The sequence below is a fragment of the Actinoplanes sp. NPDC051470 genome (assembly GCF_040682035.1).
Lineage (GTDB): Bacteria > Actinomycetota > Actinomycetes > Mycobacteriales > Micromonosporaceae > Actinoplanes.
This window is the reverse complement of record NZ_JBFBAA010000032.1, coordinates 49,780-66,049: the sequence shown is the minus strand read 5'-3', so window position 1 is coordinate 66,049 and position 16,270 is coordinate 49,780. Positions and strand designations below refer to the sequence as shown.

Below are 16,270 nucleotides of genomic sequence, written 5' to 3'. Positions count from 1 at the left end.
CGAAACACCGAATCTGATCGCCGTGCACGTCGAGGTCGGGTGCCGTGATGACGACGCCGAGGCGGGCAGGTCAGGGTCGTCCATATACGCGGCCCGGTCAGGTGCTAGGCGTGGTGTCGGGGCGGTCGGCGGCTGGTTCCGGGATTGTTGCGGCTGTCGATCGGTTGTGGATGAAGGCCGCGGCGTCGGTTGCGGTCATGGGTTTGGCGAACAGGTAGCCCTGGCCGGTGTCGCAGCCGAGCATGGCCAGTTCGGCGGCCTGTTCGGGGGTTTCGACGCCTTCGGCGACGGTGCTCAGGTGCAGGACTTGGCTGAGTCGGATGACGGCCTCGGTGATGGCTGAGCCGTGGCTGGTGCCGTCGAGCTCGGCGACGAAACTGCGGTCGATCTTCAGGATGTCGACGGGCAGGCGGGTGAGGTAGTGCAGGGAGGAATAGCCGGTACCGAAGTCGTCGACGGCGATGCGCACGCCGTGGGAACGCAGGTTTTCCAGGGTGGGGATGGCGACGCGTTCGTCGATGATGGCGGATTCGGTGATTTCCAGGACGAGGTCGTGCGGGTCGAGGCCGGTGTGGTTGAGCACGTCGAGGACGTCGGCGACCAGGGTGCTGTCCTGCAGCTGGCGGGGTGAGAGATTGACTGAGGCGTACAGCCGGTGTGGGGTTGCGGGTTGGGGTTGCTGCCAGGCGTGTACTTCGCGGCAGGCTTGTTCGAGCACGTAGCGGCCGATGCCGGTGATGGCGCCGGTGCGTTCCGCGACGGGGATGAAGTCGAGCGGGCTGACCAGGCCGCGGGTGGGGTGGTGCCAGCGGACGAGGGCTTCGGCGCCGACCGGGCGACCGGTGACCAGGTCGATCATCGGCTGGAACAGCACGCGCAGCTGACCGCTGGCCACGGCGTCCTCAAGGTCGTTGCTCAAGGTGGTGTCGTCTCGGCGGCGGTCGATCATGTCGGGGTGGTAGACGGCGACGCCGTGGGTGCCGGCCCGTTTGGCGTGGTACATCGCCATGTCGGCGTGGCGCACCACGGTGTCGCCGGTGTCGCCGGGTGCGTCGGTGGCCACGCCGATGCTGCATCGGTGCGCGATGGTGTCGGTGCCGAGCCGCACCGGCCGGGCATGGGCGGCACTTTGCAGGCGATCGGCGATCTGGGCGGCGTCCTCGGGCTGGGTCAGGTGGCGCAGCAGCACGAGGAACTCGTCGCCGCCGACTCGCGCGGCGGTATCACCCGCGCGGACGCAGGCGCGCAGCAGGTGAGCGAATTCCATGAGGACGACGTCGCCGGCGGAGTGCCCGTAGGTGTCGTTGACGCTTTTGAAGCCGTCCAGGTCGACGGCCATCACCGCGACGTGCTCGCCGCGCCGTAGTGCCCGGTCGAGCGCGTGTTGCAGGCCGGCCCGGTTGGACAGACCGGTGAGGTTGTCGGTGAGCTGATACTGGCGGCTGTCACGCAGCGACACGAGCTGCCGGATCGCGACGCCGGCGGCCATGACGACCAGGCCCAGGACGAGGCCGCCCGAGGTGCGCAACTCGCCGCCGGTGATGGTGGTGGTGATCATCAACACCAATCCCGCACCCACGGCGGCGTACGGGAAGTAGGCCAGCCAGGGTGACAGTGGTACGCCGGTCGGTGTTGCGGCCTGGCTCGGCCGGTCGGTCCGCGACGTTTCCAGCACAGCGGCGATGGTCATGGCAGACAGCGCGGCGACGAAGGTCATGGTGGCCGGCAACGGGCCGGTGGCGTAGTTGCCGTCATCACCGATGGCGTTGAACCCGGCGTCGGCGAGCAGGTAACCGCCCATTCCGGCGATCAGCAACCAGGTCGGCGGCGAGGATTCCCGTACGCCGCCGCGCAGCAGGTAGACGCTGATGCCAGTGAGCAGCAGCAGGTCACCGATCGGGAACCCGATCCAGGTCAGCGCGGTCGACCAGCTCGCGCCGGCGGCGATGTGTGGTTGCACCGCGAAGTCCCATACGAACATGAACCCGCAGCCCAGCACCGCGACCGTTTCTCCGGCCAAGGCCCACTGCTGCCGGCTCGTCAGATGTACCGCGGGAAAGGTGACCGTGGCCAGCGCCAGAAGCACGAAGGTGAGCACGGCGGCAGCCGCTGTGATCCACCACCAGAATGTCCGCGGCCCGGCGGCGGCCAGCCCGATGTCGGCCACGGCCGAAAGCCCTCTGCCCACGGCGGTGAACTGCCAGGCCCGGCGGTGCAAACCGGTGCGCGACGCCCGCCAGCTGAAGGCCGCGCCGAGCAGGTCGAGACCGACCATGGTCGTGACGGTGACATCGTTCTGCAGGCCTCGGTGTACCAAGACCACGATCTGACCGGCCACCACCGGGACCAGGATCGCCATCACCACGGCGACGCGACGAGAACTCACCCCAGTCAAAGCCATGCGCCCACACCTCAGCAATCACGGCCCTAGCACCACTCCTGATTCCCCCATCGGCGCGGAATCGCCCGGATCAAGCCGCAACGACCGCAATTTGCGACCCGTCCACCACCGTCCTGTTACCGGCCGGTCCGGGCGCAGCGTGGATCAGGCACTCGCGGCGGCGCGATCCGGCCGGAGTCGATGGGGCGAGGCGAGCCAGGTCGTGAACTGCGCCGCCGGCAACGGCCTGGCGATGTAGTAGCCCTGGATGGTGTCGCAGCCGCGCTCCCGCAGGTACTCGAACTCCGCTTGGGTCTCGACGCCCTCGGCGACGATCGTGAGGTCGAGGGTGCGGCCCAGGTGCAGGATTGCGTCGGTGACCGCCTGCCGGTCTCGCTTGGTGGTGAGGTCGCGTACGAAACTCTTGTCGATCTTGACTTCCTGGATCGGCAGCTCGGCGATCCGGCCCAGCGACGAGTGCCCGGTGCCGAAGTCGTCGATCGAGAGCTTGACTCCCAGCGTGTGGAGGGCCTCCAGGGTGAGGAGGCTGTGGGTGGGGTCGGCGATGATGCCGGTCTCGGTGATCTCCAGGGTGAGGGCGTTCGCCGGCAGCCGATACCGGTTCAAGGCGGTCCGGACATCCTCGACCAGGGTCTGGTCGGTGACCATCTGCGGGGACAGGTTCACTGCCACGGTGATGTCGTGCCCGGCGTGCCGCCACGATGCGCACGCCTCGAGCGCGGTGTCGAGCACCAGGCGGGTCAGCGAGCGGATGAGGCCGGAGCGCTCGGCGAGCGGGATGAACTCTTCGGGTGGCACGCTTCCGTCGGGGCGGTGCCAGCGGCTGAGGGCCTCGGCCCCGACGACCTCGCCGGATCGCGGATCGACCTTCGGCTGGTAGACGACTTCGATCCCGCGTTGCTCGATGGTGCTGCGGAGGTCCGAGAGCAGGGTGAGGCGCCGCGGCGTGTTCTGGTCGTCGTCCGGCCGGTAGACGTGTACGCCGGTTCGTGCGTCCTTGGCGGCGTACATGGCGACGTCGGCGCGTTGCAGCAACTGGTCCGCGTCGGTGCCGTGCTCGGGTGAATAGCAGACGCCGATGCTGGCTGGCGTACTCAACGTGAGGCCATCGACCTCGATGAGTTCCGCGGCGGACCGGCGTACGTCCTGGGCGATGGCGAGGATCTCGCCGGTCGAGTCGGCCTGGGGGATGACCAGGGCGAACTCGTCTCCTCCGAGTCTGGCGACGGTGGCACGGTCGCCGAACCGGTGGCGCAGGCGGGCGCCGATCTCGCGGAGCACCCGGTCACCGACGGCGTGGCCGAGCGCGTCGTTGATCTCCTTGAAGCGGTCCAGATCGAGGAGCAGGACGCCGACGACGCCGGGCAGCTGGATGCCCCGGCTCAGATCGTCGAGCAGGCGCGACCGGTTGGGCAGGTCGGTGAGGGCGTCGTGGGATCCGGTGTGCCGCAGGCGATCCACCAGCCGGGCGTTGGTGAGCGCCACCCCGGCGTGGGCGGCCAGCGCCTGCAGCAGGCGCAGGTGTTCGGCGGTGAAGGCCGCGGTGTCGGCGAGGTTCCCGCTGACGGCCAGCACACCGGTGGCGCCTTCCAGCGCGACCGGCACCGCCATCGCGTCGCGGTGCTCGCCGGCCGGCAGCAATACCGGCGTACCGTCGAGGGCCGGTCGCCACCAGTCGTCCGACCCTGGCTCGAAGGCCGTGGACTGGAAGTCGTCCTGCCCGCTCATCCGCAACCGGGCGGCACCATCGACCAGCAACTCGGCGGATTCCGCCCGGACCAGGTCACGGACCTGCCTCAGCACGGTGCGGGCCACGTCGTCGGCATCCTGGGAGCCGCTCAGCGTGCGGGTGAACTGGTACAACGCCTCGACCTGGGCGTGGCCTTGGGTCTGCTGGGCGTAGCGCTGGAACACCCGGTGGATCGCCAGGGCGAGCACAGCGAGCAGCACGGCCGCCGGCAGCTGGTCGCGGACGACGATCGCGGTGACCAGGCCCAAGGCCGTGGTCACGGCCACCAACGGCAGCTGGAACAGCCCCCGGATGTCGGCGCTGAGCAGCCGCCGCAACTCCTGGCTGTCGTCGTGGATCGCGATCACCGCGCTGATCGCGACGACGGACAGCAGGTCGGCGGCGAACGCCGCAGCGAACGCGGCCGTCCAGCCGACCGGGCCGAGCGGGTCCGACGAGCCGTTCACCAGGTGGAAGACACCAGCCGCCAGGGTCACCTGGGCGGCGTACAGGGCGAGGTTGAAGACGAGTTTGCTGCCTCGCTGGCGGCGGAAGACGGTCAGCCCGACCAGGCCGCCGACGAGCCGCACGAGGACCAGCAGAGCCGGCGAGAGCATCACCAGACCCAGCACGAGCGGTACTTCGCTGAGGCTGAGCGTGTGCGCGCCCCGGCGAACCGGGAAGACGACGACGAACCGGTCGGCGAGCGCGAAGAGCACCGCCACGGCGATCAGCTTGACAAGTTCCCCACCGGCCACCGGAGGGACGTCGGTGAACCACAGGGCCTGCGCGGCGACGACGGTGCCCACCAGGCCGGCGCTCAGGGCGTTCACCCTGGCGTCCGGGTTACGGCACCAGCCGCGCACGCGGTGTACAGCCGAGACGGGGGCAGGCGCGTCTTGCATGAGCCCACCCCCTTCGCGGTATCCGACTCCATCCCAGTCGGCTGTCCGTCGGCGCACTTGAGCCTTGTCCAGTGGCGCCGCCGGGTCAGGTCCAGCTGCGGCCGGTCCAGGAGCGGCCGGTCCAGGTGCCGCTGGTCCAGGAGCGGCCGGTCCAGGTGCCGCCGGTCCACGACCGGCCCGTCCAGGTGGGCGAGGTCCAGATGACCGGACTCCAGGTGAGTGAGGCCCACGACGTACCGGTGAAGGCCGTGCCGGTCCAGACCCGGCCGTTCCAGGTTCCGCCGGTCCATGCTCTGCCGTTCTTCGCTGCCGCGGTCCACGTCGCCGGAGCCCACGGGGCGCCGAAAATGTCCTTCTCCCCGGCCAGGGTGACCCCGGTTGCGGCGTCGACGACATGCGAGCTGCCGCGGGCGCGTTCGAGGGTGCCCAGGCCGGTCGCCGCGGTGAAGGTCTGTGTGGCGTTCATCGGGATGGAGACCGTGGCGGCCTCGGCGATGTCGAGCTGGCCGGCGCCGGCCGCGATCGGGTCGGCCCCGCTGAGCGGGTCGGCCGTCTGCACGAGAAGCTTCTTGACCTGGTCGGGGTTCAGGCCGGGGCGCTGCTGGAGCAGCAGCGCCACCGATCCGGAGATCACCGCGGTGGCTTGTGAGGTGCCGCTGCCGCGGAAGAACCGGACGGTTCCGGCGGCGTCGGCGACCCGGGCGCCGGGATAGGTCGTGTCGATGTACGAGCCGGGCACCCGCAGTGACACCACGGACCGGCCGGCCGCCAGCAGGTCGGCGTGCCGGGTGGCGCTGCCGCGGGTGCTGAAAGTGGCCACCTTGTCGTCGGTACGCACATCGGTGCCGTTGGGGTCGGCGGCGCCCACGGCGATGACGTACGGGTTGGCGGCGGGCATGTTGACCCGCGTCGCGGTCGGACCGTCGTTGCCGACAGCGACGACCACCACAATGCCGTTCTTCCAAGCCGCCTCGACCGCGTACGAGAGGGGATCGAGCTTCTCGTCCTGGATCGAGTCGGTGCCGAACGACAGATTGAGCACGCGGATGTTGAGTCCCGGGTCGTTGCGGTGCTGCACCGCCCAGTCGATGGCCGCCACCACCTGCGAGACGTCAGCGGCGCCGTCCGCGGCCGCCACCTTGAGACTGATCAGCTTCGCGCCCGGGGCGATGCCCTCGAAGCCGGTGGAACCGCTCGCACCGGCCGGATCGCTTCCGGCGATGATGCCCGCCATGTGCGTCCCGTGCCCATAGGTATCGATGTTGGCCAGGCCGGGGGTCTGCGACTCGAACGACAGGTCAGGACCGTTGACCACCTTGCCAGGTTGATTGAGCCCGGTCACCGGGGCGACACCGGAGTCGATCAGGGCCACACCGATGCCGGCGCCGGTCAGCGAGGCCGTATCGACGGTGCTGTCCTTCTTCTTGCCGCCGGCGGCCTTCTTGACCGCCGGCACGGTGATATTGGTCCCGCCGTCGTCGATCCACTTGTCCGCCTTCATCCGGACGGACCCGTCCGCGGTCACCTCGGCCACCCCGCGCGTGGCGCGCAGCCCCGCGAGCGCTTCCGAAGGGACCGTCGCGGAAAATGCCGAGATCAACGGAAGGGACCCATCCACCGTGCCGCCCACCTGCCGGATGGCCGCTTCCACCCGACCGGAATCCCGAGCCGAGTCGGCCCGCACGATCACGTCGACCAGCGGGCCGGACCGGCCATCCGCTGATGCCGGCGCCCCGATCGTTGTCACGCCGACCAGCAACCCGGTCAGCCCGGCCACCACTCGCCCGGCCGGCCGCCGCAGATTTGATGTCGCCATCTCGCTCCTCTTCCACCCGCCCGGGAGCCCACAGAGATCCCAGTGACGCAAGTGCGAGCATCGTCCAGCCGCGTTGAGACTTGAGGATTCCGGCAGCCGTTTCCGGGCCTGCGCCACGCTGGTGACCGTGTGCGCCGAAACGTCGGCCGCCCGATCGAGGCGGCCCGCGCCGGCGAACAGGGCAAGGGCTTCGCCGTGGTCGCCGGTGAGGTGAAGGAACTGGCCTCGGAGACGGCCCGCGCCACCGCCGACATCGACACGCGCATCGCCGCCATCCAGACCGACACCGCCGACGCGGTCAACGCGATCGCTCAGATCACCGACGTCATCGACCGCATCAACGCGCTGCAGATCACCATCGCCTCGGCCATCGAGGAGCAGACCGCCACCACCGAGGAGATGACCCGCAGCATCGGCGACGTGGCCACCGGCTCGGCCGGCATCAGCTCCGACGTGACGGCCGTGGCCACGACCGCGGGCGCGACCACGGCCGGCGTGTCGGCGATCCGCGGGGCCGCCGGTGAGCTGAACCAGGTGTCCGGCGATCTGCGTACGCTGGTCGGCCGATTCCGCTTCTGACCGGCGGCAACCAAGAGTTCAGCGAGTAGGTTTGGGATCCGCGCGAACAGTGAGATCTCGCCGGTGGCGCGTTTCAGAAGTGGTAAGCGCCGAGCAGGTCAGCGAATTGGCTCGACGACAGCTGGGCGCCTCGGGATCCCTCACCGGAGTGGCTTGTCAGCTTTGTCGACCACGCCATAGCCTCGAGGAAACTGTGCAGTGCCTTCTCCGGACTGATCAACGCCGCGAGCCGTTCGCCTGCCCCCTGCTCGAAGCTGCGTACAGCAACCAGGACCTCCCCGAGTTCACCCGAACCATCGACAAGCGCCCGCCTGACGTCATCTGTCAAGGGCAGACGGCTGGCCAGGTCGGACGGTCGGTGACCGATGAGGTCGGCGACGCCGGACAGCAGGCCCGTCGTGAACGCGGCATCCGCCGGCAAGCTGCGGTGGTGAGCAACGGTCTCGCACATCCTCGCCCTAGCCATGGTGTTGGTGAGCTGTTCCTCGGTAGCCTCCGCGACGTCGCTCAACACCATGAGTGTCACCCACTGCCGGATCTTGTCGAGACCGAGAAGGGCGGCGGCCTGCTTGATGGTGGACACCCGTGCGGTCAAGCCCGACGCCGCGGCGTTGCATGCCTGTAGCAACCGGTAGGCGATGGCGGCATCGCGCGCAATCAGCCCAACGACCTCGTCGAAGTCGGCCTCCGCTGCGTTGAGCGCGCCGAGAAGCTGCAAACGGTGCAACCGGCCCGGGGCGATGCTGGTCGTCGAGGCGACGTGCGTACGGCCAAGGATGTGGCCCTGGAAGAACTCGAAACCGCGGTCATATGCCCGCCGGAGGTCATCTTCGGTCTCCAGCTGTTCGGCGACGAGCTGAAGTTGAGGATGTTCCCGGCAGACTTCGACAACGCGATCGAGCGTCGTCTCGTCCAGCTCGCGTACGACGACTTTCACGTAGGTCGCCAAACTCAGAAGCCTTTCATGGCGGCCGATCATGAAGTCGTCGAGCGCAACGGTATAACCATCGTCGACCAGCCGCGTCACACCGCCGACGACCTCATCGTCGATGTCGACGGTTTCTACCACCTCGATCACCGCATCGTCAGGGCCGAAGGGAACGGGCAGCTCGCCGACCAGGAACTCCCGGGTGACATTGACGAAACAAGAGCGACCGCCCACCAATTGTTCTATTCCGAACTCGGTGAAAGCAGCAACGATCACCCGGCTCGTCGCCGCGGCGGAACGCAGTGTGGCGCTGGTCGCGTTCTCGGCATCCCGGAAGAGCAGCTCGTATGCAACGAGGGCGCCGTCGCGGTCGTAGATCGCCTGACGGCCCACATGAGTCACCGGCAGTCGCGCCGTTTCCACCTGTTGCTGATGGTCCATAAGTCAATGTTAATCGTCAGCAGAGCGCATCATAGCCAGTTTAAATCAATTCACTCAGGCAACTACCCGTCCGCCCACTGCGATCATGCCATCACGTCCGGTGGCGTGACGGAAAACGCGGAAATGGAGTTCGGCTGAGCCGGCCGGCGACGTCTCGCCCGACGGATGCGACGGCTGCTGCCGATGGAGCGCGAAGATCGATCTCGGCCAACGCGGCGAGCCTGCGATGGGCAACCGGGCGCAGGCCCCCTGGTCGCCCGTTAGGCGCCTTGACTTGCATCGGCCCTGTTGCGGGCGGAAACGGGACGAGCCGGCACTCGCGGTGGGCGGGCGCCTGGGGCCGGGTCGGCGGTGCCCGCGATCGGTTCCTGTTGCAACTTGCACGAGCGATCATCGAGTCGTGCGTGGGCTGCGAGAGTATCGGCCGTCCTGGCTGCGGTGGCGGTTCGTGGCCGTCCCGGTGGTCATCTGGCTGGTGCTGACCACGATCGGCGCGGCGGGCCTTTTGCATGCTCAGCACAACAGTCGCGAACGGCAGGTCCAGCTTTTCGAGCTGCGGGTCGCGCTGATGGGCGACTTCGTCACCAGCTACGTCACCGATCTGATCGAGCGGGAACGGGCCGTCGCACTCGCGGTCCTGACCGGACCCGCGGTGAGCAGACACGACTTCAACCGGATGGTGTCCGGATTCGGCTATCCGGCGGCTGTCCTGCTCGACGAAAGCGGCCGGGTTCTGCACGTCGCCCCGGACAATCCCGCGATCGACGGCACGGACCTCACCGATCGGTACGCGCACCTGCGCACCGCGGTGAAACAACGGCGCCCGGCGGTGTCGACGGTGGTGCCGTCCGCCGCCCGCGGCACGCCGGTGGTCGCGTTCGCGGTCCCGTTCGACACCGCTTCCGGGCCTCGGGTGTTCTCCGGCGCCATCGACATCCGCCACAACCAGCTGTCGTCCTACGTATCCACCGCACTGTCGCTGTCCGGGGTACGCATCCAACTGGTCGACTCCTCCGGCGCCATCGTGGCCGCCAACCGGCCCTTGTACGACGCGATACCAAACTTCACGGGCGACGACCCCACCCTGGCCGCCGCCCTGCGGCACCAGCCGACCGGCCGCTACGAGCAGGACGGCAACACCTGGCGCTACGCCTCCGAAGCCATCCCTGGCACACCATGGCGGCTCTCCGCCACCGTGCGCGAAGACGTCCTGGGCGCCGCCAGTGCCGATAGCCAGCTCGCCGGCAGCCTCGCCCTGACCGCCGCCGCGGTCGTCGGGCTGATCGTCGTCGCCGCCGTCGCCCGCAGCCGCCGCAACCGCCGCGACCTGCAACGCAACGAAGCCGAACTAGCCCAACGCGCCGAACAACTGCAACAGGCCAACGCCCAGATGTCGGACTTCCTCGCCATGCTCACCCACGACGTCAGGCAGCCCCTGGCCAACGTGGTCGCCACCGGCGAACTCGTCCTGGCCGACTGGGAAGAGATCGACCAGAACACCAAACATCACTACCTACGGCGCATGATCCACGCCGGGCACCGCGCCAGCGACCTGGTCGGGGAAATCCTCACCCTCGCCCAACTCGACGCCGGCGCCCTGGTCGCCCGCCCCGTCCGGCTCGACATCGCACACGCCGCCCGGGAAGCAGCCGGCGCCCACAACACCACCCTCGAACAGCCGATCATCGTGGTAGCACCCGACCAATGCACCGCACTGGCCGACCCGGCCCTCCTGCAACTGATCCTCGGCAACTTGCTCGGCAACGCCACCAAATACGGTGCCCCACCGGTCACCGTCACCGTGGTCAACGATCCGGACCACGTCCGCATCCACGTCGCCGACCACGGCGAAGGAATACCCGAAGCGTTCCTGCCCCACCTGTTCGACCGGTTCAGGCGCGCCGTGACCGGCATAGCCACCACCAAACCCGGCACCGGCCTAGGCCTGTACTTCGTCCGCCAATTGGCCAACGCCAGCGGTTTGACCATCGACTACCGACCCAACCACCCCCACGGGGCTGTCTTCGACCTGACGCTTCCCCACGCCCCACCACAGCGAACCGCCGCCGGCCGGGACGGTCTCGCCAACGGCGTGCCCGGCATCTTCGGTTAGTCGGTCAGGAACCTGTTAGCCCGGAGCAACGATCCGTACGGCGAAATCGCTCGCCTCGTCTGCCTATAGTGCCGCCCGTGTGCGCATACGTGCTGATCGCCGAGGACAACGAGCGCCAGGCTGAGGCGCTGCGGCAGTACCTGGAGGCCGATGGCCACCGGGCGGTAGTGGTGCACGACGGGCAGTCGGCGCTCGATCACGCGCTGCGGTCGGCGCCGGATCTGCTCGTGCTCGACGTGATGCTCCCGGTCATGAACGGGCTGCAGGTGTGCCGGCGGCTGCGGGAGGGTTCGTCGGTGCCGGTGCTCATGCTGACCGCGCGCACCGAGGAGGAGGATCAACTCGTCGGGCTGGAGCTGGGCGCCGACGACTACCTGACCAAGCCGTACAGCCCCCGGGTCCTCGCCGCGCGGGTCCGCAGCCTGCTCCGCCGCGCCGCGGCGACGCCCGACCCGGGCGGGATCCGCCAGGTCGGGCAGCTGACCGTGGATCCCGGGCGGCATGAGGTGACCGTGGCCGGGCGGCGGGTCGAGTGCACGCGGGCCGAGTTCGCGCTGATCGACGCGATGAGCGCGCAGCCCGAGCGGGTGTTCACCCGCCTCCAGCTGCTGGAAGTCATCAACGGCCTGGACCGCACCTCCACGCGCCGGGCGATCGACGTCCACGTCCTCAACCTGCGCCGGAAGATCGAAGCGGATCCGCATCGGCCCGAACTGCTGGTCACCGTGTACGGCGTGGGATACAAGCTGACCGGCGGCGCGTGATGGCCGCCCGCGGCGTGCCGGCGCACCGCAGCATCGTGGTGCGGCTCCTGGCCACCTCGATCCTCGTGGCGATCTGCGCGGTCGTCGGCACGGCGTGGCTGGCGGTCGAGACGACGACCCAGGCGATCCGCCAGGAGCAGGGCCGCTCGCTCGCCGACGATCAGCATGTGTACGACGTCCTGACCGGCTTCGCCGCCACTCACCGCGGCTGGGAAGGGGTCGCCCCGGTGCTGGACGGGCTGGCGCGGCGGACCGGGCAGCGCATCACGCTGCTGACCGCGGACCGGCAGCCGATCGCGGACACGCACCCCGGACCGTCGCCCACGGACCGCCGGCCCACCGCGACGGTCGATCCGCTGGTCGGCCCGGACCCCAGGGCGGTCGGGCCTTATCGGCTGGCGAAGGACGAGCGGGCGATCATGCGCAAGTGGGCCGACGGCGTACTCGGCTGCATGCGGAACAACGGCGTTCGCGGCGAGGCGGTCGAGGAGCCGACCGGGCAGTTGGTCGTGCGGCCGCGGCCCGCCACCGTCGGGGACGTCGCCGCCGAGAGCTGCGGCGGCGTCCGGTTCCCGAATCTCACCCGGACCGAGTCCAGGGCGCTGGACGACCTGGGGCGCCGGATCACCCGGTGCATGGGCGCGGACCCGCCGATCACCATCGGGCCGGGCTTCGTCACGAAGGAGATCTCGTCGCCGAAGCTCGACGCGTGCGTCATGAGCGCGCGCCGGGCCCAGCTGCGACCGTACGTGGCCCCGCCCGCGCTGTTGTACGTCGACGATCCGGTCGCGCCGGGCGAGCCCGAGGTGTTCAGCCTGTCAGGTGACAACGTCGGCCGGATCGCCGGGGTCACCGGCGTGGTCCTCGCGCTGACCGTGGCGTTCACGGTCGTCGCGGGACTGCGCCTGGTCCGGCCGCTGCGGGCACTCGCCGCCGCGGCGGGCGCCCGGGAGCCGATGCCGGTCGCCCGCCGGGACGAGATCGGCCATCTCTCCATGGTTCTCAACGACCTGTCGGAGCGCCGCGACCGCTCCGAGCAGCAGCGCAAGGCCATGATCAGTGACATCGCGCACGAGCTGCGCAGCCCCATGACGAACATCCGGAGCTGGCTGGAGGCGGCCGAGGACGGCGTGACGCCCACCGATGGGCAGTTGCTGGCGCTGCTCCTCGACGAGACCTCGCAGCTGTCCCGCATCCTCGACGACCTGCGGGACCTGGCCGCCGCGGACGCGGGCACGCTGCGCATCCACCCGGAACCTTTCCGGCTCGGCGACGTGCTGGGGGTCGCGGCGGACGCGCACCGGGGCACCGCGGAGGCGGGCCGGGTGCGGCTGACGACATCCTTCGACCCGCGCGAGCCGGTCGTGGCCGACCCGGTCCGGATGCGCCAGGTCGTGGGCAACCTGCTCTCCAACGCCGTCCGGCACACGCCACCCGGCGGCACGGTCGCGCTGCGGGCCGGCGTGACCGGCCCGGCCCTGCTCATCGAGGTCTCCGACACGGGTACGGGCATCGCGCCGGACGACCTGCCGCACATCTTCGACCGGTTCTGGCGGGCCGACCGCTCCCGCGGGCGCAACACCGGCGGGAGCGGCCTGGGCCTGGCCATCGTGCGCGATCTCGCGGAGGCGCACGGCGGGACGGTCGAGGCGGTGAGCGCGCTCGACGCCGGAACGACCGTCACCGTACGCGTCCCCGCCCGGCCCCTCAGCGGTACGTCTTGATCCGCTCGGCGAACGCCTCGTCGATGCACTTGTCCTCGGTGTCGCCGGCCCGCATGAACTCGCCGGAGTCCCGGTAGGCGAGCCGCAACTCGGGCTCTTGGACGACCCGGGCCTCGAACCCCTTCTTCTTGAGGCACTTGGCCGCGCTCCGCAGCAGGTCGGCGAACTCCGGGTTGGTGCGCCGCTCCACCTCCAGCCAGCTCATCGGCTCCTTGCCGGCGCAGGCGGTCTTCGCGGCCCGGACCTTCTCGGGGGAGGGCGAGGGCTGCCCCGCCTTGGTCTCGCCGTCCTTCGACGACGGTGCTCCGTTGTCGCGAAGGCACTTGAAGTAGATGCGTTCGAGGTCGCGGATCTCCTCGCTGCCGGCGTCGGGCCGGATGATCGCACCGATCTCCGGCCCGGCCGCCGCGGAGGCCGGCGCGGAGGCCGGCGCGGAAACGCTGGGCGGCGCGCTCTGCAGGGTGGCGACCTCGTCACTGCTCTTGCCGGCGGTCCGCGGCCCGGCCTCGCCCCCGCAGGCCGTGACGGCCAAGACGGCGGCGGTCGCCGCGAGGAGGAGGGGCACTCTGCTGAATGTCATGCCGACGAAGATCGCAGCGGCATGTCAGCGAGTGGTTAGCGTTGCCGAACGGTCCGCCCTTGTCGCACGGACGGGCGCCCGGACCTGGGTGCGGCAATGGAGGTCACCCGCGTCCATCTGCGCCGGCCGCCCGTCTCGCGAGACCGCGGCGATGTCGCCCGGCCGCCGCCCGTCAGCTGGTCAGCCGACCGTGGCGAACCTGGTCAGCTGTTCCTGGCTGCCGTTGAAGACGTTGAGGTCGACCTCGCCGTTGATGCCCGGTACGGAGCCGGACTGACTGTATTGCCAGAAGGTGTAGCGGCTCCAGCCGTTGGGCAGCTGCGGCTGAGGGTCGGGTTCGGCATACCAGAGGGGGTTGTTCGCGGCGAACTCGCCGTTGCCGCCGGTGCAGCTGTTCCACCAGCTGCGGTTGGTGTAGATCACGACGTGCCGGCCGGTGCGTTCGCGGTAGCGGTCGGCGAACTGGTGGATCCACTGCACCATCGCCGCCGGTGACAGGCCGGCGCAGTCGCCCTCGAGGTCGAGTGCGCCCGGCAGGGTCCGGCCGTCGGCCGACCAGCCGCCGCCGTTGGCGAGGAAGTAGTCGGCCTGGACCATGCCGTTCGACCGGGCCGGCCGGGCGAAGTGGTACGCCCCGCGGATCATCCCGACGAGGTAGGCCTGCAGGTAGTTGACGTCGAAGTAGGTGTCCTTGATGGTCGTTCCCTCGGTGGCCTTGATGTAGGCGAAGCGTTTGCCGTTGAGCGCGACGGTCGCCCAGACGACGACCGTCTGGTAGTGCGACACGTCGATGCCCTCCGGGCCGGTCTGCTGGATCTGTGGCTGGGCCGGCGCGGCTGTTGCCGCGCCGGCCGGCAGACCCAGGCTGAGGGCCAGAGCGGTGACCGCGGCTGCGGCGGCCTTGACAACGCGCATGACTGTTCTCCCCTTGCTCGCACGCCCCGTCAGGGCGCTGGTGGCTGCTGAGGAGTTCGATTACACCCAGTGTGGATCGCACCCGGGCATGCCATTCGATTTACATCGAAACGGCATCGAAGGCTGTCACGATGGGACTTTCGGAAGCGAGGGTTGTACGCCAACGCGTGTATGCCCTCGCCGAGCGGGCCGAACAGGCCAGGGATCTTCCGCATGCCATCGTTCGCGGGCGGAATAGGCGCGTTCTTCGCGCCCGGCTGCGCCGATCCGCCAACCGATCGGCGCCGCCGCGGCAACGGTTCGCATAGTCCACATCCGCCTTCTGGCGCGACCACCGGAAGCTCTCGCAGTCGATGATCGGGTGCACGCTCATCGGCAGATGCGTGCGGTGTTGCGTCTGTCGAGACTCGAACCACATGACGACGACCTTCTCGCCCCTGCTGGACACGGCACGCGGCGGAGCAGCAAGATTGACGCACCCCGATGCGGAGGTGCCCAACATCATGACGACGCTGTCCGTGGACGCGGCGCGCAAGGTGTGTGAGATCGGGCTGACCGTCATTCCCGTGTTCGCGCTCGCGTTCCTCGTCAGCGAGCGCGACAAGCTCCGGATTCCCCTGATCGAGCCGCCACCCGCGGGCGAGTCACCGGAGGAGAGCAACCGGCGGGGCCGGCCCGGCACCTACCGCCAGCGCAACTCGGATCCCGTCGAGTTCATCCCTGCCACGGATCTTTCGACTGCTGTCCAACTAGCCACTGGACTTCCGTTTCTGATGGCCTCGCTGATCGGCTTCATCGTGGCCCTGCTCGGGCTGATTGTTCGGCCCGCACCGTGGCTCCTGGCGATAGTGACGTCATGTCTGCTGATCGTCGTGTTCTTGTTCTTCGTTCACGTGGCACTCAATATCGCCCAGTCTTCCTTCCAGCAGGCCGCCACCGGAACGACGCCGGCCGAGCGCGTCCGAGCCGTGTTCCTCGGTCGAGAGCGCGGATATCTGGGATCAACCCCGAATGATGCCGACGCCTATGAGCGGATCGGCTTGGCGGCCCTGCGTATCGGATTTCTCCTGTCAGCGTTGGGCGTACTGACTTTCGTCGGAATCAACGTGTTGATCCTTGGCTTCGTACGCCTCGGCTGAGCGGACCGCCGGCCGACGCCCAGTAGGCAGGTCGAGCTACGATTTGCTAAGTAATCATGCAGACGTGAGCAGTGCACATGACGTATCCCGACTCGCTCTTGCCGCAGGCGTAAGTGTGGTCCCAACACTCGACCGACTGGCGCAAGAGGGGATCCGTTGTGGGTTGGTCGCCGCCTGGCCCGACCTTGATCTCGAATTTGATCTCCGTCGGGACCGGCATACCGGCGTTGGCGCGA

At 69.2% G+C, this 16,270-nt stretch carries 11 protein-coding genes; 5 read left to right on the top strand and 6 right to left on the bottom strand.

Features of this window, described 5'->3' with window-relative positions; all coding sequences use genetic code 11:
* Nucleotides 1-97 precede the first annotated feature (97 nt).
* The 3 genes from AB0M54_RS38545 to AB0M54_RS38535 all read right to left on the bottom strand — a co-directional run bounded on the left by AB0M54_RS38545 (nt 98) and on the right by AB0M54_RS38535 (nt 6,851).
* Nucleotides 98-2,401, bottom strand: a complete 2,304-nt coding sequence (locus tag AB0M54_RS38545; RefSeq protein WP_364476884.1) for an EAL domain-containing protein — start codon at nt 2,399-2,401, stop codon at nt 98-100.
* 144 nt (nt 2,402-2,545) lie between these two features.
* Entirely contained in the window at nt 2,546-4,963 is a 2,418-nt protein-coding gene (locus tag AB0M54_RS38540; RefSeq protein WP_364476882.1) for an EAL domain-containing protein, read from the bottom strand.
* Between the two features lie 157 nt (nt 4,964-5,120).
* The gene (locus tag AB0M54_RS38535; RefSeq protein WP_364476880.1) at nt 5,121-6,851 is read right to left on the bottom strand and encodes a S8 family serine peptidase; all 1,731 of its coding nucleotides are present in this window, start codon (nt 6,849-6,851) and stop codon (nt 5,121-5,123) included.
* Nucleotides 6,852-6,980: 129 nt separating this feature from the next.
* Here AB0M54_RS38535 and AB0M54_RS38530 point away from each other — a divergent pair, with 129 nt between their 5' ends.
* Nucleotides 6,981-7,430, top strand: coding sequence for a methyl-accepting chemotaxis protein (locus AB0M54_RS38530; protein ID WP_364476878.1), 450 nt, complete (start codon nt 6,981-6,983; stop codon nt 7,428-7,430).
* Nucleotides 7,431-7,503: 73 nt separating this feature from the next.
* On the opposite strand, the gene AB0M54_RS38525 is transcribed toward AB0M54_RS38530, so the two are convergent.
* Nucleotides 7,504-8,799, bottom strand: coding sequence for an HDOD domain-containing protein (locus tag AB0M54_RS38525; RefSeq protein WP_364326452.1), 1,296 nt, complete (start codon nt 8,797-8,799; stop codon nt 7,504-7,506).
* Nucleotides 8,800-9,199: 400 nt separating this feature from the next.
* On the opposite strand from AB0M54_RS38525, the gene AB0M54_RS38520 reads away from it, so the two are divergent.
* The 3 genes from AB0M54_RS38520 (at nt 9,200) to AB0M54_RS38510 (ending at nt 13,400) form a co-directional block, all read left to right on the top strand.
* Nucleotides 9,200-10,912 carry a sensor histidine kinase gene (locus tag AB0M54_RS38520; protein ID WP_364476876.1) on the top strand — a complete coding sequence of 571 codons (1,713 nt, stop codon included), beginning with the start codon at nt 9,200-9,202 and terminating at the stop codon, nt 10,910-10,912.
* A 77-nt stretch (nt 10,913-10,989) separates the two neighbouring features.
* Nucleotides 10,990-11,676 carry a response regulator transcription factor gene (locus tag AB0M54_RS38515; protein WP_364476874.1) on the top strand — a complete coding sequence of 229 codons (687 nt, stop codon included), beginning with the start codon at nt 10,990-10,992 and terminating at the stop codon, nt 11,674-11,676.
* The gene (locus AB0M54_RS38510) at nt 11,676-13,400 is read left to right on the top strand and encodes a HAMP domain-containing sensor histidine kinase (protein WP_364476934.1); all 1,725 of its coding nucleotides are present in this window, start codon (nt 11,676-11,678) and stop codon (nt 13,398-13,400) included. The genes AB0M54_RS38515 and AB0M54_RS38510 overlap by 1 nt, the downstream gene beginning before the upstream one ends.
* Here the strand turns inward: AB0M54_RS38510 and AB0M54_RS38505 are convergent.
* Together AB0M54_RS38505 and AB0M54_RS38500 are read right to left on the bottom strand one after the other, a co-directional pair.
* Nucleotides 13,384-13,980, bottom strand: coding sequence for a hypothetical protein (locus AB0M54_RS38505; RefSeq protein WP_364476872.1), 597 nt, complete (start codon nt 13,978-13,980; stop codon nt 13,384-13,386). The two genes, AB0M54_RS38510 and AB0M54_RS38505, sit on opposite strands and share 17 nt — an antisense overlap.
* Nucleotides 13,981-14,160: 180 nt before the next feature.
* Nucleotides 14,161-14,895 carry a GH25 family lysozyme gene (locus AB0M54_RS38500; RefSeq protein WP_364326440.1) on the bottom strand — a complete coding sequence of 245 codons (735 nt, stop codon included), beginning with the start codon at nt 14,893-14,895 and terminating at the stop codon, nt 14,161-14,163.
* A 416-nt stretch (nt 14,896-15,311) separates the two neighbouring features.
* On the opposite strand from AB0M54_RS38500, the gene AB0M54_RS38495 reads away from it, so the two are divergent.
* Entirely contained in the window at nt 15,312-16,034 is a 723-nt protein-coding gene (locus tag AB0M54_RS38495) for a hypothetical protein (protein ID WP_364476871.1), read from the top strand.
* Nucleotides 16,035-16,270: the final 236 nt, after the last annotated feature.

Bases quoted from the DNA above. Each gene is read 5' to 3' on its own strand.
- AB0M54_RS38545 (WP_364476884.1), bottom strand. From the start codon at position 2,401: ATGGCTTTGACTGGGGTGAGTTCTCGTCGCGTCGCCGTGGTGATGGCG.
- AB0M54_RS38535 (WP_364476880.1), bottom strand. From the start codon at position 6,851: ATGGCGACATCAAATCTGCGGCGGCCGGCCGGGCGAGTGGTGGCCGGG.
- AB0M54_RS38525 (WP_364326452.1), bottom strand. From the start codon at position 8,799: ATGGACCATCAGCAACAGGTGGAAACGGCGCGACTGCCGGTGACTCAT.
- AB0M54_RS38510 (WP_364476934.1), top strand. From the start codon at position 11,676: ATGGCCGCCCGCGGCGTGCCGGCGCACCGCAGCATCGTGGTGCGGCTC.
- AB0M54_RS38505 (WP_364476872.1), bottom strand. From the start codon at position 13,980: ATGACATTCAGCAGAGTGCCCCTCCTCCTCGCGGCGACCGCCGCCGTC.
- AB0M54_RS38500 (WP_364326440.1), bottom strand. From the start codon at position 14,895: ATGCGCGTTGTCAAGGCCGCCGCAGCCGCGGTCACCGCTCTGGCCCTC.
- AB0M54_RS38495 (WP_364476871.1), top strand. From the start codon at position 15,312: ATGACGACGACCTTCTCGCCCCTGCTGGACACGGCACGCGGCGGAGCA.